This is a genomic window from Caulobacter sp. (genome assembly GCF_017744445.1).
Taxonomy (GTDB): Bacteria; Pseudomonadota; Alphaproteobacteria; order Caulobacterales; family Caulobacteraceae; genus Caulobacter.
In genome coordinates this window covers 329,295-351,816 of record NZ_JAGIBH010000005.1, presented here as the reverse complement: position 1 = coordinate 351,816, position 22,522 = coordinate 329,295, and the positions used below count along the sequence as shown (strand labels likewise).

The 22,522-nt window shown below is 69.2% G+C and carries 20 protein-coding genes; 10 read left to right on the top strand and 10 right to left on the bottom strand.

All coding sequences use genetic code 11. The annotated features are described in order from the left end of the window. Positions 1-101: 101 nt before the first annotated feature. From J7528_RS09820 to J7528_RS09810, 3 genes are read left to right on the top strand one after another with little or no spacing between them, the layout of a single operon-like run. The gene (locus J7528_RS09820; RefSeq protein ID WP_291873410.1) at positions 102-1,166 is read left to right on the top strand and encodes an LLM class flavin-dependent oxidoreductase; all 1,065 of its coding nucleotides are present in this window, start codon (positions 102-104) and stop codon (positions 1,164-1,166) included. Continuing rightward, positions 1,163-1,786 (top strand): cysteine hydrolase, encoded by a 624-nt coding sequence (locus J7528_RS09815; protein WP_291873407.1) that lies wholly within the window; start codon positions 1,163-1,165, stop codon positions 1,784-1,786. The genes J7528_RS09820 and J7528_RS09815 overlap by 4 nt, the downstream gene beginning before the upstream one ends. Continuing rightward, entirely contained in the window at positions 1,786-3,120 is a 1,335-nt protein-coding gene (locus J7528_RS09810; RefSeq protein WP_291873405.1) for a peptidase M20, read from the top strand. The genes J7528_RS09815 and J7528_RS09810 overlap by 1 nt, the downstream gene beginning before the upstream one ends. Here the strand turns inward: J7528_RS09810 and J7528_RS09805 are convergent. Beyond that, positions 3,093-4,466 (bottom strand): DsbA family protein, encoded by a 1,374-nt coding sequence (locus tag J7528_RS09805; protein WP_291873403.1) that lies wholly within the window; start codon positions 4,464-4,466, stop codon positions 3,093-3,095. The genes J7528_RS09810 and J7528_RS09805 overlap by 28 nt on opposite strands. 54 nt (positions 4,467-4,520) lie before the next feature. Here J7528_RS09805 and J7528_RS09800 point away from each other — a divergent pair, with 54 nt between their 5' ends. Together J7528_RS09800 and J7528_RS09795 are read left to right on the top strand one after the other, a co-directional pair. After that, the gene (locus J7528_RS09800; protein ID WP_291873401.1) at positions 4,521-6,173 is read left to right on the top strand and encodes a sulfatase-like hydrolase/transferase; all 1,653 of its coding nucleotides are present in this window, start codon (positions 4,521-4,523) and stop codon (positions 6,171-6,173) included. After that, positions 6,161-7,168, top strand: coding sequence for a formylglycine-generating enzyme family protein (locus J7528_RS09795; protein WP_291873399.1), 1,008 nt, complete (start codon positions 6,161-6,163; stop codon positions 7,166-7,168). Before J7528_RS09800 ends, J7528_RS09795 begins: the two co-directional genes overlap by 13 nt. On the opposite strand, the gene J7528_RS09790 is transcribed toward J7528_RS09795, so the two are convergent. Continuing rightward, positions 7,165-7,644 (bottom strand): DUF1330 domain-containing protein, encoded by a 480-nt coding sequence (locus tag J7528_RS09790; RefSeq protein ID WP_291873397.1) that lies wholly within the window; start codon positions 7,642-7,644, stop codon positions 7,165-7,167. The genes J7528_RS09795 and J7528_RS09790 overlap by 4 nt on opposite strands. A 71-nt stretch (positions 7,645-7,715) precedes the next feature. After that, positions 7,716-8,648: a haloalkane dehalogenase gene (locus tag J7528_RS09785; RefSeq protein WP_291873395.1), complete on the bottom strand. Its 933-nt coding sequence runs from the start codon at positions 8,646-8,648 to the stop codon at positions 7,716-7,718. A 102-nt stretch (positions 8,649-8,750) separates the two neighbouring features. Here J7528_RS09785 and J7528_RS09780 point away from each other — a divergent pair, with 102 nt between their 5' ends. The 3 genes from J7528_RS09780 to egtB all read left to right on the top strand — a co-directional run bounded on the left by J7528_RS09780 (position 8,751) and on the right by egtB (position 13,014). Next, positions 8,751-9,848: an MBL fold metallo-hydrolase gene (locus tag J7528_RS09780; protein WP_291873393.1), complete on the top strand. Its 1,098-nt coding sequence runs from the start codon at positions 8,751-8,753 to the stop codon at positions 9,846-9,848. Positions 9,849-9,959: 111 nt separating this feature from the next. Beyond that, a complete protein-coding gene (locus tag J7528_RS09775) occupies positions 9,960-10,541 on the top strand; it encodes a TetR/AcrR family transcriptional regulator (RefSeq protein ID WP_291873505.1) in 582 nt (193 codons plus the stop codon). Between the two features lie 310 nt (positions 10,542-10,851). Further along, a complete protein-coding gene (gene egtB, locus J7528_RS09770) occupies positions 10,852-13,014 on the top strand; it encodes an ergothioneine biosynthesis protein EgtB (RefSeq protein ID WP_291873391.1) in 2,163 nt (720 codons plus the stop codon). Between the two features lie 99 nt (positions 13,015-13,113). On the opposite strand, the gene J7528_RS09765 is transcribed toward egtB, so the two are convergent. Both J7528_RS09765 and J7528_RS09760 read right to left on the bottom strand, forming a co-directional pair. Next, entirely contained in the window at positions 13,114-13,317 is a 204-nt protein-coding gene (locus tag J7528_RS09765) for a general stress protein (RefSeq protein WP_291873389.1), read from the bottom strand. Positions 13,318-13,355: 38 nt separating this feature from the next. After that, complete coding sequence (locus J7528_RS09760; RefSeq protein ID WP_291873387.1) at positions 13,356-13,493, bottom strand: hypothetical protein; 138 nt, start codon at positions 13,491-13,493, stop codon at positions 13,356-13,358. Between the two features lie 118 nt (positions 13,494-13,611). Between J7528_RS09760 and J7528_RS09755 the strand changes: the two genes are divergently transcribed. Next, on the top strand, positions 13,612-14,280 hold the full coding sequence (locus tag J7528_RS09755; RefSeq protein ID WP_291873385.1) for a DUF1345 domain-containing protein: 669 nt from the start codon (positions 13,612-13,614) through the stop codon (positions 14,278-14,280). On the opposite strand, the gene J7528_RS09750 is transcribed toward J7528_RS09755, so the two are convergent. The 5 genes from J7528_RS09750 to J7528_RS09730 form a co-directional block, all read right to left on the bottom strand. Continuing rightward, on the bottom strand, positions 14,277-15,029 hold the full coding sequence (locus J7528_RS09750; RefSeq protein ID WP_291873503.1) for a hypothetical protein: 753 nt from the start codon (positions 15,027-15,029) through the stop codon (positions 14,277-14,279). The genes J7528_RS09755 and J7528_RS09750 overlap by 4 nt on opposite strands. Before the next feature lie 140 nt (positions 15,030-15,169). Beyond that, complete coding sequence (locus tag J7528_RS09745) at positions 15,170-16,564, bottom strand: ATP-binding protein (protein ID WP_291873383.1); 1,395 nt, start codon at positions 16,562-16,564, stop codon at positions 15,170-15,172. Next, on the bottom strand, positions 16,561-17,340 hold the full coding sequence (locus J7528_RS09740; RefSeq protein WP_291873381.1) for a response regulator: 780 nt from the start codon (positions 17,338-17,340) through the stop codon (positions 16,561-16,563). The genes J7528_RS09745 and J7528_RS09740 overlap by 4 nt, the downstream gene beginning before the upstream one ends. A 180-nt stretch (positions 17,341-17,520) precedes the next feature. After that, a complete protein-coding gene (locus J7528_RS09735; protein ID WP_291873379.1) occupies positions 17,521-18,231 on the bottom strand; it encodes an MBL fold metallo-hydrolase in 711 nt (236 codons plus the stop codon). Positions 18,232-18,312: 81 nt separating this feature from the next. After that, positions 18,313-19,896 carry an amino acid permease gene (locus J7528_RS09730; RefSeq protein WP_291873377.1) on the bottom strand — a complete coding sequence of 528 codons (1,584 nt, stop codon included), beginning with the start codon at positions 19,894-19,896 and terminating at the stop codon, positions 18,313-18,315. Positions 19,897-20,076: 180 nt separating this feature from the next. Here J7528_RS09730 and hrpB point away from each other — a divergent pair, with 180 nt between their 5' ends. Then, positions 20,077-22,518: an ATP-dependent helicase HrpB gene (gene hrpB, locus J7528_RS09725; protein WP_291873375.1), complete on the top strand. Its 2,442-nt coding sequence runs from the start codon at positions 20,077-20,079 to the stop codon at positions 22,516-22,518. Positions 22,519-22,522: the final 4 nt, after the last annotated feature.

Below are 22,522 nucleotides of genomic sequence, written 5' to 3'. Positions count from 1 at the left end.
GGCGCATGTAAGTTGCTTGCAGATGGCGGTCGCTGACGCAGCGTCAAGTGCGGGCGCCGCATGTGTTGTTTACGTCACCGAAGCGCGTGATGATCCGCGCCATGTTCGATCGACCCGCGCAACACAAGGATTTCGGCGTCTTCCTGCCGGTGGCTAACGGCGGCTGGATCGTCTCCAAGACCACGCCCACGCTGGACGGGCTGTACGCCCAGAACCGGGCCGCCGCGATCAAGGCCGACGAGGTCGGCATGGATTTCGTCATGTCGATGGGCAAGTTCCGCGGCTTTGGCGGCGAGACCGACCATTGGGGAACCTCGCTCGAGTCGGTGACCCTGATGGCCGCTATCGCCGAGGCGACCAAGCGCGTGCGCATCTGGGCCACGGTGCATCCGCTGCTGCAGAACCCGGCGGTGGCCGCCAAGATGATCGCCACCCTGGACCACATCAGCGGCGGCCGGGCCGGGCTGAACATCGTCGCCGGCGCCTACAAGGCCGAGTTCGACCAGATGAGCGCCTGGGACGATTCGCTCTCCCACGACGACCGCTACGCCCTGGCCGAGGAATGGACGACCATCGTCAAGCGCCTGTGGACCGAGGACAGCGTCGACTTCGCCGGCAAGTACTTCACGATGAAGGACTGCCAGTCCAAGCCCAAGCCGATGTCGGCGCCGCGTCCCGAGCTGATCTGCGCGGGCATGTCCGACCGGGGCTTCCAGTTCTCGGTGCGCGAGGCCGACGCCTGCTTCATCGGCGGGCGCTCGCGCGAAGAGCACCGCGAAGCCTCGCGGCGGGCCAAGGCCCTGGCCGCGACCCTGGGCAAGACCGTCCGCACCTACGCCATGTGCACGATCATCCACGCCGAGAGCGACGCCAGCGCCGAGGCCCTGGCCCGGCGCTATGCGCAGGGCGCGGACATGGGGGCGATCGTGGCCATGCTGGCCAGCTGGGGCGTGCCGCCCGAGCGCCTGGACGCCGTGGCCCAGAAGCAGGGCGCGTTCATGACCCAGACCATGGTCGGGTCACCCGCAACCTGTCGCGAGCAGGTCGAGGCCTTCATGACCGAGTGCGAGCTGGACGGCCTGATGCTGATCTTCCCCGACTATGTGGAGGGACTGTCGATGTTCGGCTCCGAGATCCTGCCGCAGCTGCGTTCGGTGTTCTCGTGAACCTGGAACACTGGATCGCGCCCGACCGCACGGCGCTGGTGATCGTCGACATGCAGGTCGATTTCGCCTCGCCCGAGGGCTTGAGCGGCCAGTGGGGACTGGATCTCTCGACCGTGCCAGCGGCCCTGACGGCGGCCGAGCGCCTGGCGGTTTCGGCCCGGGCGGCAGGTGTGCCGGTGGTCTTCGTGGGCCTGTTCACGACGCCGGAGACCGACTCCGACGCCTGGGACGAGCGGATGCGACGGCTGGGCAACGATCCCGAGGCGGGTCCGGCGCTGTGCCGCGCGGGCTCGCCCGGCAGCGACTTCGTCGGCCCGCGGCCCGCGCCGGGCGAACTGCTCTTCCGCAAGACCCGCTACAGCCCGTTCTGGGATACGGACATCCATGCACAGCTGACGGCCTTGGAGGTCGACACGCTGGTGATCGCCGGCCTGACGACGGAATGCTGCGTCGCCGACACGGCCAAGGACGCTTTCAACCACGACTACCATGTGTTCATCGCCGCCGACGCCTGCGCGGCCTATGAGCCGGACCTGCACGCCGGGGCCCTGAAGATGATGGCGCTGAACACTGCGATCCTGACCGATGCGGACAGCGTCGCCGCCGTCTGGGGCGCCTGATGGTCACTCAAGTCGATTGCGATGCGATCGCCGCCGCCATCGATGAAGCTGAGCTCACCGAGCTGGCCCTGACCCTGGGCAACATCCCCAGCCGCTCGGGCGAAGAGAAGGCGGCCGGTGAGTTCGTCCATGACTGGATGGCGCGCGAGGGCTTTTCCCCGCGCAAGGTCGGGGCGACGCCGGAGCGGTTCAACGTCATCGGGACCTATGGCGGCCTGGGTGTCGGCAAGAACCTGCTGTTCACGGCGCACCTCGACACCGAGAGCCCGACCCGCGACCCGAACCTCGACGTCCACAAGTACAGCCCCGCCAGCTTGGCCGATCCGGAGTGGGAGCGCTGCTGGCTGGAGGACGGCCAGCTGCGCGGCTATCCGATCGCCAATGATCGCGGGCCGATGAGCTGCTTCCTGATCGCGGCGAAAGCCTTGAAGAAGGCCGGCTACGGCTTGGCCGGGAAGATGTATCTGACGGCCTGCCCCGGCGAGATCGGGCCTGAGCCGATCGAGGAGCACAGCGGGATCGCCTTCCTGGGCAAGGACATCGGCGCCCACTACCTGTTCCACCACGGCGGCGTCGCGCCGGACTACGCCATCGCCGCCGAGGGCTGCGACTTCGGCTGGACCAGCGTCGGCTGCGGTTATGCGGTATTCCGCCTAAGGCTTTGGGGTGAGGGGACTTTCACCCCGCTGCTGCGCCATCCGGACGCCGCTGGCGACCATCCGAACCCGATCTATCGCGTCGGCAAGCTGACCGACGCCATCCACGCCTGGACCCGCCAGTGGGAAGCAGCCAGCCGCTTCGAGAGCACCGGCGGGATCGCCGAGCCCAAGGTGCAGCTGTGCGCCATCCGGGGCGGCGTGCCGTTCCAGTTCGGCGACGGGACCGAGGTGGTCAGCCTCTATCTGGAGGTCGGCCTGAACCCGCGCCAGAAGGTCGCCGACGTGCAGCATGCCCTGGAGGCCATGGCCCGCGCGGCCGGCGTCGGGCGGTTCGAGGTCGAGCCGGTGGTGGTTCGCCATGGCTTCGAGGCCGATGCGGGCGAGGTCGCGCCGCTGGTCGGGGCGGTGGACGCCGCCACGCGGCTGGGCTTGGGCCATGCCGCCGAACGCGCCAACCCTGTCTATTCGAGCATGTGGCGCGACCACAACGTCTTCAACATGCACCGCGTACCGGCCATCACCACAGGCCCGCGCCGCTGGCGGCCGAGGCCCAAGGACCTGGCCGACAGCGCCTTGATCTACGCCCTGACGGCGCTGGAGATCTGCGGTCGGGCAGAGCTAGGCGAGGCGGCAAAGGGCTCGTCGGTCTATCCCGACAATCCGTTCGGCGCATAACCCCGCATCGGCTCCATAGCCGCGCGGATGTCGTCCTCCAGCATCCAGAGGCGATCCTGGCCCCAGTGCGCCGGCTGGCCGCTGACCCGGAAGCTGGGCGCGCCCCACAGGCCCGCGTCCAGCAGGGCGGCGCGGTTGGTCTCGACCCGGTCGCGCCAGCTCTCGTCGGCAAGGGCGGCAGTGGTTTGCGCGTTGGTTAGGCCGGCGCGGCGGGCGACGGCATAGAGACCCGCGTCCTCGGCCAGGGCGACACCATCGGCGAAGGCGGCCTTCAGGCCCAGCTCGGCGAAGTCTTCGCCCAGGCCCAGCGGGATTGCATGGTGCAACATCGCCAGGGCGCGCTCGGCCCCCGCGCCGACCGGATCGACGATCTTGCCGAACGGCAGCCCCAGGCGCTCGGCTTCGCGCTTGCAGTCCAGGGCGATGTACAGGGTCTTGACGCGCGGCACGGCCAGGCCGCGCATGACCATCGGCAGGATGGGGCGCAGCTCGAGCTTGGCGCCATAGGCCTGCGCCAGTTGCCGGATGCGCGGCAGCACGAGCCAGGAATAGGGGCTGCGGAAGGAGAACCACAGCTCGATCGTCGGCGCGGCCAGGCCCAAGGGCGGGCTCAGCGTGGGCTCCAGGGCCGGGGCCAGCGGCGGCGTTCCGGCTTCGCGGTCCAGGCCCCGGTCGGCCAGCCGGCGTTCCAGCCAGCCCAGGCGGTCGACGCCCCAGAACCACTCGTCCTCGAAGTGGAACATGCCGCCCAGATAGTGGCCCATCCGCGCACGCTGCATCTCGCCGGCGATCAGGATGTCGTCCACGAGGCGAGGGTCCTGGCCGCTGGCCCAGGCGGCCATGCCGGCCAGGGTGCGCGTATCACCGGACCAGAGAGCTGCTCCAGCAGCGGAGGCGACCTCCTCGAGGCGGCCGCGCTCCAGGGCGTCGGCCAGCACGACCTCCAGCCGGCGCACGGCTTCCGGATCGGGCAGGGCGGCTTTGTTGGGGAAACCCAGGCCCCGGGCGCGCGCCAGGCGGGCGGCGTCGCGCAGGCCGTAGTCTCGCAGGCGCTCGCGGTCCGGCGCGGCCGAGTCCTCGGGTGGCGGGACCAGCCAGGTCGTGATCTCGACGTCGTAGCGGGCCCGCAGGCGCGGCAGCATCTGCGCGGCCAAGTGCGAATAAGGGTCGTCGGCCTGATGGAAATAGCGGACGGCCGGCTTTTCGCCGCGCAGCTTGGCTCGCAGGGCGGCGAGGTCGCGCGCCAGCTTGCGCCGGGCGGGGCTGGTCAGGGCGGCGGTCACGCCGCGCATGAGGGCGGTGCGCAGAGACAAGGGCTGAGCCTCCAAGTGTCGGGTGGATGACATCTAGCGGCACGATGAATGTCAATATATGGTCTGACTCAAACAGGGAGGCGCGTGATGAAGGCCTGGAAAGGGCTCCTGGCGGCGGTCGGGACGCTGGCGGTCGTCGGCGGCCTAGCCTGGTGGTTCCGCTTCGACCTGATCATCCTGATCGCCAAGTCGCGGCAGCCCAAGATCGAGGCCAACCAGCCGGTGACCTGGATCCAGGGGCCGGCCGCGCCGCCGGAAGGGCAGCGACCGCCGAACGTGGTGTTCATCCTGGCCGACGACCTGGGCTACAACGACATCACCCTGAACGGCGGCGGCGTCGCGGGCGGGGCCGTGCCGACCCCGGCCATCGACTCGATCGCCCACCAGGGCGTCACCTTCGCCAACGGCTATAGCGGCAACGCCACCTGCGCCCCGTCGCGGGCGGCGATCATGACCGGCCGCTACGCCACCCGCTTCGGCTTCGAGTTCACGCCCACGCCGGTGGCCTTCTCCCGCGTCGTCGGCGGTCATGCGGGCGACCCGCTGCATCCCTCGCACTTCAACAAGGACGAGGTGAAGAACACGCCCAAGGACGACAACACCGAGGCCGTGCCATCGACCGAGATCACGATCGCCGAGGCGCTGAAGACCCGCGGCTACCACACCATCCACCTGGGCAAGTGGCACCTGGGCGGGGTGAAGGGCTCGCGGCCGGAGGACCAGGGTTTCGACGAGAGCCTGGGCTTCATGGCCGGCGCCTCGCTGTTCGCGCCGGTGGGCGACAAGACGGTCGAGGAGTCGCGCCAGGACTGGGACCCGATCGACAAGTTCCTGTGGGGCGCCTTGCCGTTCGCCGTGCAGTACAACGGCGGCAAGATGTTCAAGCCGTCCAGCTACATGACCGACTACCTGACGGACGAGGCGATCAAGTCGATCGACGCCAACAAGAACCGGCCATTCTTCCTGTATCTGGCCTACAACGCCGTCCACACGCCGCTGCAGGCGCCCAAGGCCGATTATGACGCCCTGAGCCAGATCAAGGACCACCGGATGCGGGTCTATGCCGCCATGGTCCGCAACCTGGACCGCAACATCGGTCGGGTGCTGCAGGCGCTGAAGGACAAGGGCCTGGACGACAACACCCTGGTGATCTTCACCTCCGACAACGGTGGGGCCAACTATATCGGCCTGCCCGACATCAACCGGCCGTATCGCGGCTGGAAGGCGACCTTCTTCGAGGGCGGCATCCACGTGCCGTTCCTGCTGCGCTGGCCGAGCCAGCTGCCGGCCGGCGCGGTCTATCGCAGCCCCGTGGGCCACGTGGACATCTTCGCCACCGCCGCCGGGGCGGCCGGCGCGGCCGCGCCCAAGGACCGGGTGATGGACGGCGTCGACCTCGTGCCCCTCGTGAAGGGGCAGGCCAGCGGCGATCCGCACAAGGCGATCTACTGGCGCTCGGGCCGCTACAAGACCGTGCTGGCGGGCGGCTGGAAGCTGCAGGTCGCGCAGGAGCCGAACCGGACCTGGCTGTTCGACCTGTCGACCGACCCCACCGAGCGTCACGACCTGTCCAAGGCCAGGCCTGAGAAGCTGCGCGAGCTGCAGGCCACCCTGGCCCAACTGGACGGCCAGATGGTCAAGCCGGCCTGGCCGTCGCTGATCTCGGGCGCCTTCTACATCGACCATCCGGGCGGCCAGAAGCCCAAGCCCAGCGACGAGTACGTCTATTGGGACAACTGAAGGCGCTTGCGGTTCTGGGCGTCCTGGCGCTGGCGGCGTGCAAGCCGGCGCCCAAGGCTTGCCTGGCCGACCTGCCGATCGCCGATCCGGCCCACCGCACGGCGGGCATGGTCCGGCTGGCCGGGGGCGATTTCCTGATGGGTGCGGCGCCGCTGCGACCCGAGGAGGGGCCGCCGCAAGCGGTGAAGGTCGCGCCATTCTGGATCGACCGCACCGAGGTCACCAATGCCGCCTTCGCGCGGTTCGTCGAGGCCACGGGTTATCGCACCGTGGCCGAGCGGCCGCTCGATCCCGCGCGCTACGCCCAGCTGACGGCGGCGCAGCGGCGTCCGGCCTCGCTTGTCTTCGTGGGGGCGAAGGCGGCGAGGTCGGACGATCCCTCACAGTGGTGGCAGGTGGTCCCGGGCGCCGACTGGCGCCATCCGGCCGGGCCTGGCTCCAACATTCGCGGCAAGGACGCCTGGCCGGTCGTCCACATCGCCTGGGCGGACGCCATGGCCTACGCCCGGTGGCTGGGCCGCGACCTGCCGACCGAGGCCGAGTGGGAATACGCCGCGCGCGGCGGCCTGGTCGGCAAGCGCTACGCCTGGGGCGACCAGCCGCAGGACGAGGCGCATCCCAAGGCCAATACCTGGCAGGGCCCATTCCCGGCGGAGGATCTCGGGACCGACGGCTACAAGGCCAGTCCCGCGCCGGTGGGCTGCTATCCGCCCAACGGCTTTGGCCTGGTCGACATGGCCGGCAATGTCTGGGAGTGGACCAAGGATTGGTTCCGGCCGGGCCTGGAAGCGCCGGAGGTCGTGGAGACCGGCGGTCCGCCGCAGGCGCGCGCCCTGGATCCTGACGAGCCCAATACGCCCAAGCACGTGGTCAAGGGCGGTTCATTCCTGTGCACGGACGACTTCTGCTTCCGCTACCGGCCAGCCGCGCGCACGCCGGGGCCACCCGACACCGGGGCCTCGCACGTGGGCTTCCGCACGGTATTGCGGGACTAGTTCAGCGCACCCGCCAGCTCCGGCTTCCACATCCGGTCGTCGTTGTGCAGGCCGCGCGGCTCATAGCCCTGGGCCGGGCGCGTGCGGATGTTCAGCTGGCCGGCCAGGCCCGCCTTGCGGTGGTGCTCGATGGCGTGCATCTCGGGCGAGACGGCCATGGCCTGGAAGGCGGCCAGGGATGGGTACTCGGCCAGGGCCACGGCGTCCCACAGGTCGTCGACCTCGCCCAGCAGCAGGCCGGTGACCGCGCCGCTGTAACGGATTCGCCCGCCCAGAGCCTCGATCAGGCCGGTGACGACCGCGCCATAGCGGCCATAGGCCTCGCGGCCCGACAGGTCGGCGTCCGAGCCGTCCGCGTACTCAGCCTTGTCCTTGAATTTCAACAGGTTGACCATCACGAAGGGACCATCATCCGGCGCGCCGAAGAAGTCTTCGAACTGGTCGGAGGACGGGAAGACGGCGTTGACAACCTTCATTCAGCGGGCTCCGCGAACGCTTCGGATCGCGCGGTGAGCGGCGCGACCCCAAAACGGGGTATAAGGTGAAGTTAGACGGTTTCCAGCGCATCCGAACTGGAAACGGGTAATGACCCCGCCAGGGCGTCCAGCAGGGCGGCGATTTCGCCCGGACTGTCTTCCTGGACGAAGTGCCCGCCCTTGAGCGTCGTGTGAGCGACCGTTTTTGCCCCCGGCACGCGGGCCTGGAACACCGTCTCGCCGCCGCGCGTGATCGGGTCGGCGTCGCTGAAGGCCGTGACGAACGGCTTGTCGAACCGCTCCAGCACGGCCCAAGCGGCCTTGTTCTCGGCCACCGAGGCGTGCTCGGGCGTGATCGGCACCAGAGCCGGGAAGATGCGCGCGCCTTCCTTGTAGGTCTCGTCGGGGAAGGGGGCGTCGTAGGCGGCGCGCTCGGCCTCCGTCAGCTCACGCGCCGAGCCGCCGTTCAGGAGGAGGCCGATCGGCAGCTCCGGGACGTTCTGGCTGAAGTTCAGCCAGGCCTCGAAGGCCTCGCTCTTGCCCACGCCGATCGGCAGGCCGGTGTTGGACACCACCACGGCGGCGAACCGATCGGGGAAGGCCGCCACCAGGCGCAGGCCGATCAAGCCACCCCAGTCCTGGCAGAACAGGACGATGTCGGTCAGCTCGTTGCGGACCAGCCAGTCGCTCATCCATGCGACGTGCCGCTCATAGGTGTAGTCGGTGCGGGCGGCCGGCTTGTCCGAGCGGCCAAAGCCCACCAGGTCCGGCGCGATCGCCCGCCGGCCGCGCTTGGTCAGGTCGGCGATGACGTGGCGATTGAGGTAAGCCCAGGACGGCTCGCCGTGCATCAGCAGGATCGGCCGCTGGTCCTTGGGGCCTTCATCCACGTGATGGATGCGCAGCGCCGTGCCGTCGGCGTCGAATACCGGGGTGTAGCGCGGCGCATAGGGCCAGTCTGCCAGTCCCTCGAACCGCTCGTCCGGCGTCCGCAACACGTCCATGGCGTTTCCTCCCGTCCGCATCGCGGATTCATATTGACACTACGAGTGTCATTATGTGGTCATTCGGTCAAGGCTCGCGATGAAGACGAGGGGAGGCGGAATATGCGTAAGGTCTGGATCGGTCTTGGTGTCGTGGGCGCCATCGCCGTGCTGGCGGCAGGAAGCGGCTGGCTGCTGCGTGGTCGCCTGGCCGAGGCGGGGATGAGCAAGGTCTATCGGCAGATCATGGCCGAGGATCCGATCGCGGCGCTGCCGGACGGGCTGCATGTCGGCCTGTGCGGCTCGGGCTCGCCCATGGCCGATCCGACGCGAAGCGGACCCTGCGTAGCGGTAGTGGCGGGCAGGGACCTGTTCGTCGTCGATTCCGGGCCGGGCTCGACCCGCAACCTGCTCTTGATGAACCTCCCGCCGCCACGCGTTTCGGGCGTCTTCCTGACCCACTACCACTCCGACCACATCGGCGACCTGGGCGAGCTGATGCTGCAGCGCTGGGCGGCCGGGGCGGCCAGGGCGCCGCTGCCGATCCACGGCCCCCCGGGCCTGGAGCCGGTCGTCCAGGGCTTCCAGCAAGCCTATGGCCCCGATCGCGGCTATCGCATCGCCCACCATGGCGAGACCGTCGCGCCGCCGTCGGGTTTCGGCGGGACGCCGCACGCCTTCGTCGCGGATCCGAATGGGCCCGACGTGCTGGTTTTGGAAAAGCCCGGCCTGAAGGTCTGGGCCTTCCCGGTCTCGCACCATCCGGTCGAGGGCGCGGTCGGCTACCGCTTCGAATACAAAGGGCGCAGCGTCGTGATCAGCGGCGACACAGGGCCGTCCGAGCGCCTGGTCCGCGCCGCCAAGGGCGCCGACATGCTGCTGCACGAAGGTTTGGCTCCGAACCTGGTGGCCGACCAGCGCGCGGCCGCCCTGGCCGCGGGGCGCGAGAACTACGCCCGTATCTTCCACGACATCCTCAGCTACCACACCCCGCCCGAGGTGGCCGCGCGCGAGGCCAAGGACGCGGGGGTCAAGGCGCTGATGTTCTACCACGTCATCCCGCCGCTGCCGGTCAAGGCGCTGGAGGGGCCGTTCCTGGGGCGCTCGAGGGCCATCTTCGGCGGACCTCTGAAGGTCGGCCACGACGGCGATTTCGCCTCGCTGCCAGTGGGCGGCCAGGACGTCCTATGGTCGAACCGGCTGAACCTTCTTCCGTTTTAGGTGGCCGAGCGCGCGCGGGCGGTCTACTCAAGCGGAGCAGCAGGGAGAAGCCGGATCGTGAGCGCCGCCAAGCGCCAAGTCCATCCAGACGTCGAGGCGCCGTCCCCAAAGATCGTGGAGGCGGATGGCCGCCGCCGGCGCTCGCAGGACAGCCGGGCCCGCATCGTCGCCGCCATGCTGGAACTGGTCCGCGAGGGTGATCCCTCGCCGTCGGCCGAGCTGGTGGCCACCCGCGCCGATGTCGGTCTGCGCACGGTCTTCCGTCACTTCAAGGATCTCGAGAGCCTGTATCGCGAGATGTCGGCGGTGATCGAGGCCGAGCTGATGGCCCTGGTCCACACCCCCTTCAAGGGTGTCACCTGGCGCGAGCGGGTGCTGGAGCTGGTCGAGCGCCGGGGCGGGGCCTACGAGAAGGTCGGGCCGTTCAAGCGGGCCTCTGAAGCTCATCGCCATCATTCGCCGGCCCTGGCTTTGGACAGCGCCAAGATGGTCGAGATCTCGCGCGAGATCCTGCGCTATCAGCTACCGCCGGAACTGGCCAAGGATCGCGTCCGCTTCGAGGCCATCGACCTGCTGCTCAGCTTCGACGCCTGGAACCGGCTGCGCCGCGACCAGGAGCTTTCGCCCAAGCGCGCCACCGAAGTGCTGCAGGCGATGATCGACGCTCTGCTGGACGCGCCGCTCGAAGAGTGAGGGGCAAGATTAGCTTTTGCTGGGTGGGATCGCCGGTCGGAGCTGCTCAATTCCCCGACCGGCAGGTCCGTCGACGTAAGGGGCTGCCGACGTCCTCCACTAGGTAGACGTCTCCGCAAACCGGCGCCCTCCAAGGTTTCTGCGCTCGATTTGAGTTTTTCCGTTCAAGCCTTGCGTGTCTGCTCCTGTCACATCCTGGCAGCAGCGCGCGGGTAGCGTCCTTGTCAGGGCGCGGCGGAACACCGAAGTTCCGGGAACGTTGTCGTCGCCTGGGCTTAAGCTTGGCCCGCCGGTTCCCGCAGGAGTGCTCATGACCCCGGACGATATGCCCGCGATGACTGTCGCGGAATGCTCCGTTGAAGCGCTCGTGGATCGCTATCAGATGGTGCGCCGACGCACCGAGACCCTGGCCGCGCCGCTGTCTCCCGAGGACCAATCGGCCCAGTCGATGCCCGACGCCAGCCCGACCAAATGGCACCGGGGCCATACGACCTGGTTCTTCGAGACCTTCCTGCTGACGCCGTTCCTGCCGGGCTACACGGTCTACGACCCCGCCTTCGGCTACCTATTCAATTCGTACTACGAGGCCGTCGGTCCGCGTCAGCCGCGCCCGCAGCGGGGCCTCCTGACCCGTCCGTCGGCCCAGGCAGTCGGCGCCTATCGCGCCCATGTCGACGCGGCCATGGTCCGCCTGCTGGAAGGTCCGCTGACGCCCGAGATCCGTGAACGGCTGGAGCTGGGCCTGAACCATGAGGAGCAGCACCAGGAGCTGATCCTGATGGACATCCTGCACCTCTTCGCCCAGTCGCCGCTGAGCCCGGCCTACCAGCCCGGCGCCGCGCCGGCGCGGCCGGATCCCGGCCCGCAGCGCTTCCACCGCTTCGCCGGCGGCCTGGTCGAGATCGGCGCTTGCGAAGCCGGCTTCGCCTTCGACAACGAGCGCCCGCGCCACAAGACCTATGTCGCGCCGTTCCGGCTATCGGACCGCCTGGTGACCAATGGCGAGTGGCTAGCCTTCATCGAGGCCGGCGGCTATGGCCGCGCCGACCTGTGGCTGTCCGAGGGCTGGGCCACGGTCAATGCCGAGGGCTGGGAAGCTCCTGGCTACTGGCGCCGCGACGAGGACGGCGCCTGGACCACCATGACCCTGCGCGGCCGCCATCCGGTCGATCCGAACGCGCCCGTCGTCCATGTCAGCTATTACGAGGCCGCCGCCTACGCCGCCTGGAGCGGGCGCCGCCTGCCGACCGAGGCTGAGTGGGAGGCCGCCGCCACCGCCAGCGGCATGACCGCCTTGCGCCAGCTCTATGGCGGCGCGTGGCAGTGGACCGCCAGCGCCTACGGCGCGTATCCCGGCTTCAAGCCCGGGCCCGGCGCGCTGGGCGAGTACAACGGCAAGTTCATGGTCAGCCAGATGACCCTGCGCGGCGGCTGTGAGGCCACGCCGCCGGGGCATACGCGCTCGACCTACCGCAACTTCTTCCATCCGGGCAGCCGTTGGATGTTCGGCGGGGTGCGCCTGGCCGACGATGATCGTCTCAGCGAGGTCAAGCCGGGCGACAGCTTCCTGGACGAGGTGGTGAAAGGTCTGTCGGCCTCGCCCAAGACCCTGCCGGCCAAGTACTTCTACGACGCCGAAGGCTCGCGCCTGTTCGAGGCGATCTGCGAGCTGCCGGAATACTACCTGACCCGCACCGAGACAGCGTTGCTGCGCCAGATCGCGCCGGAGATCGCCGCGCGCATCCCGGATGGCGCGGCCCTGGTCGAGTTCGGCAGCGGGGCCAGCACCAAGACCCGCATCGTGCTGGACGCCGCGCCGCAGATCGCCGTCTACGCCCCGATCGATATCAGCCCGACCGCCCTGGACGAGGCCGCCACCAGCCTGCGCAAGGCCTATCCGAACCTGGCTGTCGCCCCGCTGGTTGACGACTTCACCAAGGCCATGACCCTGCCCGAAGGCGCCAAGGGCCACACGCCCGTCGGGTTCTTCCCCGGCTCGACCATCGGCAATTTCGCGCCGGACGAGGCCGAGGCGTTGCTGCGCCAGGCGCGGACGTTGCTGGGCGAGGGCTCGTTGTTCATCGTCGGGGCCGATGTCGCCAAGGACCCGGCCGTGCTGATCCCGGCCTATGACGACGCGCAGGGCGTAACGGCGGCGTTCAACCGCAACGTCCTCGTGCACATCAATCGCGAGCTGGGCGGGACCTTCGACCCGGCCGCCTTCACTCACAAGGCGGTGTGGAACGCGCAGGAGAGCCGCATCGAGATGCATCTGGAGAGCACGCGCGACCAGATCGTCATGGTCGGCGACTACGGCTTCCGGTTCGCCGCCGGCGAGACCATCCACACCGAGAACTCGTACAAGTATCCGGCCGAAGCCTTCGAACAGATCGCCAAGCGCGCCGGCTGGACCGTGGCCCAGCGCTGGGTCAGCGAGAATCCCACCTTCGCGGTTTACGCCCTGACCGCCTAGGGCGACGGTCAGGCATTAAGCCTCCCACACACGCGCGAAAACGCGCCGGTTCCGAAGATCGGGACCGGCGCGTCTGGATCGTGTTCCGCTTGTCGCCCCTTAGAGGCGTTCGCCGGGACGACCGCCGCGCGAGGACGAACCGCCCTTGCGTCCGGCGTTGGCCGCCAGGTCTCGATCCTTGGCGAAGCTGCGCTTTTCGCTGGGCACGCTAGCTCCGCCCTTCCTGGCGATTTCGCGGCGGCGTTCCGGGTCCATGGCGGCGAAACCGCGACGACCGCGGGGACGTTCGCTATCGATGTCCATGTGGGGGCTCCTGGTCGGGTCTTGTACTGGACGGATGTTCAGGTCGCGGCGCCATAGGGACGGTCGTCCCCTGGATCGACCGGCGGCGAGGTGGGGGGCTCCTCGACGGGGATGACGCCAGGCTCGTACTCGGGCGGTTTAGGCTCGGGCGGAGGCGGGGCGTCTGGGTCGGTCACTGGTGTCGTTTCCTGATCGTTCCGGTGAAGTAACCAGCGAAGACGCTTTCGGTTCACACGCGGATCACACTAATTACGCCGCACCGAGACAGACCGGCCATTAAGGAGTCGTCGGAGAATGACCCGAAAGTCCAAGCAGATGGTCGATCGCGCCGCGTCCCACTGGCGTTTGGCCGCCGGTCTCGCCGCCGGAATAATCAGTTGGAGCGCGGCGAAATATTTTGGCGCGCCGAAGGGATCGCACCTGTTGCTGGGCTGGGACGCCGCCGCGCTGGTCTATCTGTTCACGACGTGGTTGCTGTTTCTCAAGGCCGATGAGGCCGAGGTTCGTTCGCGGGCGGCGCAGGAAGACGAGGGCGTGCCGATTCTGCTGCTGATCGTCCTGGCCGCCATCGCCGCGAGCTTGGGCGCGGTGGTCGACGCCATGATCGCTGTCAAGAGCGCTGCCGACGCGACGAAGGCCTTCATCGGCGCCTGCGCCGGGGTGACCCTGGTGCTGTCGTGGCTGGTGCTGCAGTCGGCCTTTGTCCTGCACTACGCCCATCGCCACTTCGGTGACGGGAAGGGCAAGGGCGGCATCGGTTTTCCGGGCGAGCCGCCCACCAGTTACATGGACTTCGCCTATCTGGCCTTCAGCGTGGGGGCGACCTTCCAGGTGTCGGACAACAGCATCCTGACCTCGAAGCTGCGCAAGCTGGTCACCGCCCACGCCGCGGCGGCCTATTTCTACAACACCGCCATCCTGGCTCTAGGCATCAACATCATCGCGGGCCTGATCGGCGGCTAACCACGGCGGTGACCGCCCCCGCGACCGCCGCCACCGCCGCGACGGCCCATGCCGCCGCCCTTGCCCTTGCTGCCCTTGGCGCCGGGGCGCAGGCCCGTCTGGGCGGGGGTCTTGGGCAGCTCCTCCAGCTTCAGGACGCCGTCCTTGTCGGTGTCGAGCAGGGCAAAGCGGGTCTTGGCCGCCTTGGTCGCCTCGGCCTGGGTGATCCGGCGGTCGAAGTCGCCGTCCGAAGCCATGACCGGTTCCGGCTCGGCGATCAGCCCAAACAGCGCCGCGCCCTGCAGCACGTTGGTCCCTTGCGGGCGCCGGCGTGGGGCGTCGTCGTCGCCGTCCGGACCCTGGCCCATCGGCCCGCGTCGCATGGAGCCGGGCGCCACGCCGCCGATGATCTCGGGCGCGATACGGGTTTCGTAGTTGGAGACCTCGAAGCCGTCGATGACGCCGTTCTTGTCGACATCGACCACGGCGAAGAAACGGAGGCTGTCGGCCACGAACTCGTCCCGGCTCAGCGCGCCGTCGTGATTGGCGTCGGCGCCGTCGAACCAGGTCTTGACCGGGTAGGGAGCGCCGGGCGGCGCGCGGAAGGGTTCGCCGGCCGGGCTGATGAACAGCTGCGGGCCACGCATGGCGCCGGCGCCTTCGCCTGGCGGAGGGCCGCCTCGTCCGTGCGGCCGTTCCGGCGGCGCGGACGCGCAGCCGGCCAGCGAGACGGCGAGGAGGGCGGTCAGGCCGAGCGAGCGAAGGGTCATACGCATGGGGTCTCCTGTCAGCCGAGCTTTGAAGCTCGTCTGGATTTCCCGGCGATGTCAGGCTTGGCCTAGAGCCTTGCCAGGCGGCAACATCCGCCCAGCTTTCGCCGCAAAGCGCCACTCAGCCTTGCTGGCGGCTATCAGGCCGGCAGGAAGACGCAGGCGCGCAGGCCGCCGCCCGTGCGATTGTGCAGGGTCACGTCGCCGCCATGGGCGCGGGCCAGCGAGCGGACGACCGCCAGGCCCAGCCCGATGCCGCCGGTCTCGCGGTTGCGCGATGGTTCGCCGCGATAGAAGGGCTCGAACACCCGCTCCAGCTCGGCCGGCGGCACGCCGGGGCCGTTGTCCTCGATCTCGATGATCGCCATGTGGCCCTCGGCATAGACCCGGCCGCGCGCCGTCCCGCCGTATTTCAGGGCGTTCTCGACCAGGTTGGCGACCAGGCGCTTCAAGGCCACAGGGTCACCTTCGATCACCACCTTCTCGGAGCGATCGACCGTGGTGTCGCCACCGGTCTCGGCCGCTTCGTCCATCACGCTTTCCAGCAGCGAGGACAGTTCCAGCTTGGTGCGTTCGGCCGGACGGCTGGTGTCGCGCACGAAGCCCAAGGTGGCGGCGATCATCGCCTCCATCTGGTCGATGTCGGCGGCCAGCTTGGGCCGCACATCGTCTGGCGCGGCCTCGATGCGGAACTTAAGGCGGGTCAGGGGCGTGCGCAGGTCGTGGGCGATGGCCCCGACCATGGCCGTGCGGTCCTCGACGTAGCGGCGCAGGCGCTCCTGCATCATGTTAAAGGCGGTGGCGGCGGCCAGCACCTCGCTGGAGCCGGACATGGCCAGCGGCGGCGTACGCGGGTCCTTGCCCAGGCGCTCGGCGGCGTCGGCGAAGGCGGTGATCGGCTGGGCCAGGCGGCGGGCGAACAGCCACGCCAGCGGCGTCACGGCGGCCACCGACAGGAACAGGATCAGCAGCACGCGCTGCTGCCAGCTGTCGAAACGGAAGAAGGTCGGCTTGGGTTCGACGATCAGCCAGTGGCCGTCGCTCTGGCGCACGCCCAGCTTGAAGTCGCCGAACATCAGCTGTTCGTCCTTGCCCTGCGGCTTGCCGCCCGGCTCGCGGGCGAAGGGCTCGCGGGCGCGGTTCGGCGGCGGCGCGGGATCGGTCTTGGGCGGGGTGACCGGCTGGCGGCGCACGAAGAAGCGCGGGCCGTTGTCGATCTGGATCTCGATGCGGTTGACCGGCACGTCCAGCAGACGGCTCATCTCGGCCTTGAACTCGGCGCGGCGCGGGTTGTCGGGGCCGATGGCGCGGACCGAGCCGTGGTGGCGGACGACCAGGGCGCGGCCGTCGCGGCTGGGCACGGATTGGCCGGTCTTGATCGCGCGCGCGATCTCGCTGGACCGGTAGAACTCCGGCGGGGGCGGGGGCAGGTTGAAGATAACCGCGATCGAGATCAGCTGGGCCGCCACCAGGGTGATGATGACGAGGCCCAGGGCCTGGACGAACAGCGGCGCGCCGCGCCGGAGCAGGGTCATGGGGTGCGGACGACCTTTGCGGTGAACATGTAGCCTTCGCTGCGGATCGTGCGGATCAGCTCGCTGCCGCCGCCGTCATCCAGCTTGCGGCGAAGACGGCTGATCTGAACGTCGATAGCGCGGTCATAGGCGTCGCTGTCGCGGCCGCGGGCCAGGTCCAGCAGTTGGTCGCGGGTCAAGACCCGCTGCGGACGCTCGACGAAGGCGCGCAGCAGCGAAAACTCGCCGCTGGAGAGGTTCACGACCACGGACTGGGGCGAGCGCAGTTCGCGGCGCACCAGGTCCAAGCGCCAGCCGGCGAACTCGCAGGCCGCACCCATGGCGTCGTCGACCGCGCGCGGCTCCTGGCGGCGGCGCAGCACGGCGCGGACGCGGGCCAGGAGTTCGCGGGGATTGCAGGGCTTGGGCAGGTAGTCGTCGGCGCCCAGCTCCAGGCCGACGATGCGGTCGGTCTCTTCGCCCATGGCCGACAGCATGATGATCGCCGGACCGTCGGCGGCGGCCGACAGGCGGCGGCAGATGGCCAGACCGTCTTCGCCGGGCAGCATGACATCCAGCACGATCAGGTCGATCGGGCCGCGCGCCAGGACCTGCTCCATGGTGCGGGCGTCCTGGGCCGTCTCGACCGCGTAGCCGTGGCGGGTCAGGAAATCGGAAACGACGTCGCGGATGCCGGGATCGTCATCGACGATCAGGATACGCGGGGCCGCGCCGCGGGGAGCGTCGAGGTCACCTTGGCCGATGGCGCCTGGGGCGGTGTTCTGGACATTTTCCATGGATCGTTCCTGTCACGCCCCCGTCACGCTCAGATTTCACGCCTGAAACAGCGACGCAACCCGCTCGTGCGATCCAGTGTCGCACCGGCGGGCCGCTTTCCCCCACCCTAAGCGGGCCGACGGCGTTGAGGCCTGGCCCGTTTTAGCCCCCCTTGAACGGGCCGGGTCTCGATGATCCCGCTAGCCTGGCGAATGGTTCTTCGGAGCCTGGTAGGCGCTTCCCTGAGCCTGCATCGCTGCGACCACCCGATCCGCGACGAACGGATTGCTGCGCCGCTCGGCCCCGAAGGTCGACATCGGCCCGTGGCCCGGCACGAAGCGCACGTCCTCGCCCAGCGGCCACAGTTTCTGGGTGATCGAGTCGATCAGGTCCTGGTGATTGCCGCGCGGGAAGTCGGTGCGGCCGATCGAGCCCTGGAACAGCACGTCGCCGACCTGGGCGAACTTGGTCTCGCGGTGGAAGAACACCACGTGGCCGGGCGTGTGGCCGGGGCAGTGGAAGACCTCCCACTCGGTCTCGCCCAGGGTGACGGTGTCGCCGTCCTTCAGCCAGCGGTCGCTGACGAAGATCCGAGCCTCGGGCATGCCGTACATCTCGCCGGACTGCTGGATCTGGTCGATCCAGAACTGGTCGTCCTCGTGCGGGCCCTCGATCGGGACGCCGGTGCGCACCTTCAGCTCGGCCGCGCCGCCGGCGTGGTCCATGTGACCGTGGGTGATCCAGATCTTCTCCAGGGTCAGGCCCTTGTCAGCGATGGCCTTGAGCAGGCGGTCGACCTCGCCGCCCGGGTCGATGACGGCGGCCTTCATGGTCTTCGTGCACCAGACGATCGTGCAGTTCTGCTGCAGCGGGGTGACCGGGGCGATCACGGCGCCGATAGGCATGGTCATGAGACCGACCTCCAAAGAAAAAGGGCGGGAGCCGAAGCGCCCGCCCTTTCCGACCTAAAGGCTATTGGCCCTAGATCAAGATCATTCCGCGCCGGGCAGGCCGGTGGGCGGAGCGTCGTCGTCCAGTTCGTGGACTTCGCCGCGCAGGCCCTTGCCGACGTGGCTCTTGCGGAAGCCGTAGGCGAAGTAGATCACCAGGCCGATGGCGCCCCAGACGGGGAGCACGGCCATCGCCTCGAAGGGCAGGTTCAGGTACAGCACCGCGCAGCCAACCATGGCGATCGGGGCGATGACCCAGACCAGCGGCGTCTTGAACGGACGCGGACGGTTCGGATCCTTCACGCGCAGCACCATCACGGCGATCGACACCATGAAGAAGGCGAACAGCGTGCCCGAGTTCGAGATGTCGGCCAGCTGACCCACCGGGAAGAAGGCGGCGGCGAGGGCGACGCAGAGGCCGGTGAAGATGGTGACGACGTAGGGCGTCTTCCACTTCGGGTGGATGGTGGCGAAGCTCTTCGGCAGCAGGCCGTCGCGGGCCATGACGAAGAAGATGCGGGTCTGGCCGTAGATCATCATCAGGATGACCGAGGGCAGGGCGAGGTTGGCAGCCAGGCCCAGGAAGTTGCCCAGGACCGGGAAGTTGATCTGGCGCAGGACGTGGGCCAGGGCCTCGTTCGAGCAGACAAGGGCTTCCTTGTTGGCGGCCAGGTTACAGGCGGCGGTGAAGGCGGCCGAACCCGGCTGGACGACCGAGCCGTCCAGACCGTGCACCGGTTGGGCGCCGACGGCGCCGATCGCGCCAGCGGCGACCAGCAGGTAGAAGACGGTGCAGAGCGCCAGCGAGCCGATCAGACCGATCGGAACGTTGCGTTGCGGGTCCTTGGTCTCTTCGGCGGCCGTCGAGACGGCGTCGAAGCCCACATAGGCGAAGAAGATCGAGGCGGCGGCGCCGACCACGCCCATGCCGGTGGTGCCGGCCGGGCCGAACCAGCCATTCGGGGTGAAGGGCGAGAAGTTGCCGGTCTTCAGGACCGGCAGGGCCATGACGACGAACACGGTCAGGGCGGTGACCTTGATGGCCACCAGGATGGCGTTGACGCGGGCGCTTTCGGTGGTGCCGATGACCAGCAGGGCGGTCACGGTCAGGGCCACGATGATGGCCGGGACGTTGACGATGCCGGCGCTGAAGTCGGCCACCGGCATGAAGCCGTTCATCGACCAGGCCGGACCGGCTCGAAGCGCGTCGGGCCAGTGGAAGCCGAGGGCGTTCTCAATGAGGCCCAAGAAGTAGCCCGACCAGCCGACCGACACGGCCGAGGCCGCCACGGCGTATTCCAGGATCAGCGCCCAGCCAACCATCCAGGCCAGCAGCTCGCCCATCACGGCGTAGGAGTAGGTGTAGGCCGAGCCCGACACCGGGACCATCGAGGCCAGTTCGGAGTAGCAGAGGGCGGCGAAGGCGCAGACGGCGCCGGCGATCACGAAGGACCACATCATGCCCGGGCCGGCCTTTTGGGCGGCGGCGGCGGTCAGAACGAAGATCCCCGTACCGATGATCGCGCCGACACCCAGCAGCGTCAGCTGGATGGGACCAAGCGAGCGGTGAAGGGATTTTTTCTCAGCCGTCGCTAGGATCGCATCGAGCGATTTAACGCGCCACATAGTTCCTCCTGATAGGCAAGGATCCCCCCCGGGGGTCGCCTTTAGAAAATTTTGCGGACCGTGACCCGTTTATGAGCATGGGGTCAAGGTGGAGCAGCGGATGCGCGTAAATGTTCTCCGCGCCCCTGGCTAGTCCAGCGCTGCTTGGCGGCGCGTGCGCCTGACGCTAAAGCGAGCGCGATGTTGCCCATTTTCGAGGCCCTTCCGGCGCTGAAAGGCGCCCTCGCACAACGGGAAACCGCTGTTCTCGTCGCGCCGCCCGGCGCGGGCAAGACCACGGCCGTTCCCTTGGCCCTGCTGGACGAGGCGTGGGTTCAGGGCCGCAAGATCATCGTCCTGGAGCCCAGACGCCTGGCCGCTCGCGCCGCCGCCTCGCGCATGGCCGCCAACTTGGGCGAATCCGTCGGCGAGACGGTCGGCTTCCGCGTGCGCTTGCAATCGAAGGTCTCGGCCAGGACGCGGATCGAGGTGGTCACCGAGGGCGTGTTCACGCGGATGATTCTCGACGATCCGGGCCTGGACGGCGTCGCCGCGGTGCTGTTCGACGAGTTCCACGAGCGCAGCCTGGACGCGGATCTGGGCCTGGCCTTCGCGCGCGACGTGCAGAGCGTGTTGCGCGACGACCTGCGTCTGCTGGTGATGTCGGCGACCTTGGACGGCGCACGGATCTCAGCACTGCTGGCCGACGCGCCGGTGGTCGAGAGCCAGGGGCGGATGTTCCCGGTCGACACCCGCTATCTGGGTCGCGACGAACGGCAGCGACTCGAAGAGCGCGTCGGCCGCGCCGTCGAGCGGGCTCTGGCGGAGGAGGGGGGCTCGATCCTGGTCTTCCTGCCGGGGCAGGGTGAGATCCGCCGGGCCGAGAGCTGGCTGAACGAGCGCCTGCGTCGGCCGGATGTCGACATCGCTCCGCTGTATGGCGCTCTGGAGCCCGCCGCCCAGGACCGCGCCATCAGCCCGTCGCCGGCCGGGCGTCGCAAGGTGGTGCTGGCCACCTCGATCGCCGAGACCAGCCTGACCATCGAGGGCGTCCGCGTCGTCATCGACGCCGGCCAGGCGCGTGTGCCGCGCTACGATCCCGCCTCGGGCATTACCCGCTTGGAGACCGTCCGCGTCAGCGGCGCCGCCGCCGATCAGCGCCGGGGCCGCGCCGGCCGCACCGAGCCCGGCGTCTGCTATCGCCTGTGGGACGAGCCGGAAACCCGGTCGCTGCCGGCCTTCGCGCGGCCCGAGATCCTGGAGGCCGACCTTTCGCGCCTGGCCCTGGACCTGGCCCGCTGGGGCTCGCGGGATCCCTCGGGACTGACCTTCCTGGACCCACCGCCGGCCGCCGCTTTCGCCGAGGCGCGGACCCTGTTGACCCGCATCCAGGCGCTGGACGGGCAGGGCGATTTGACCGCCCACGGCAAGGCCTTGGCCGAGATGCCGCTGCCGCCGCGCCTGGCGCACATGGTCGTCCGCGCCGCCGCGTCCGGGCAGGCCCGCGAGGCGGCCGAGATCGCCGCCGTGCTGACCGAGCAGGGCCTGGGCGGCAAGGATGTCGACCTGCGTCGACGACTCGAGAACCTACACCGCGACCGCTCGCCGAGAAGCCGCGACGCCATGGCCCTGGTCGAACGCTGGTCGCGCGCCGCTGGTCGTCCCTCCGGCGCCAAGACGCTCGAAACCGGCCTGATGCTGGCCGAGGCCTATCCCGAGCGCGTGGCCAAGGCGCGAGGCAAGCCCGGCGAGTTCCAGTTGGCCGGCGGGCGCGGCGTCTATCTGGAACCGACCGATCCCCTGGCCCGCGAGGCGTGGCTGGCCGTCGGCGAACTAGGCGGGGGCGACAGCCGCGACCGCATCCTGCTGGCCGCCGCCGTCGACGAGGCCGACCTGCGCGAGACCTTCGCCGATCGCCTGGTCGCCGAGGACCGCCTGGAGACCGCCGGCGGCAAGGTCCGCGCCAAGCGCCTGCTGCGCCTGGGCCGGCTGGTGCTGGAAGAGCGGCTGATCGAGAATCCCGACCCGGCCATGATCGCCGGCGCCTTGATGGACCAGGTCCGCGCCGACGGCCTCTCGGCCCTGCGGCTAGGCAAAGGCGTCGAGAGCTTCCGCAGCCGGGTGGCCTTCCTGCGGGCGCTCGACGAAGCTGCCTGGCCCGACCTGTCGGACGCCGCCCTGATCGCCCGCCTGGACGAGTGGCTGGAGCCGCTGCTGCACGGCCGCTCGTCCTTGGCCAGTCTCGACGAAAGCAGCCTGGACGGCGCGATCCGGTCGCTGGTCGCTTGGGACCTGCAGCAGAAGATCGACGCCATGCTGCCGGCCCGCTTCACGGCCCCGACCGGCACGACGGTGGCCATCGACTACGCCGCCGAGGCCGGGCCGCGCATCGACATCCGCGTGCAGGAGCTGTTTGGCCTGACCGAGCATCCCAGCATCGCCGGCGGCAAGGTCCCGCTGGTGCTGTCGCTGCTGTCGCCCGGCCACAAGCCAATCCAGATCACCCGCGACCTGCCGGGCTTCTGGAAGGGCTCCTGGCGCGAGGTGAAGGTCGAGATGAAGGGCCGCTACCCCCGCCACGTCTGGCCGGACGATCCGGCCAACACGGCGCCGACCACGCGGGCCAAGCCCAGAGGGACGTAGTCTG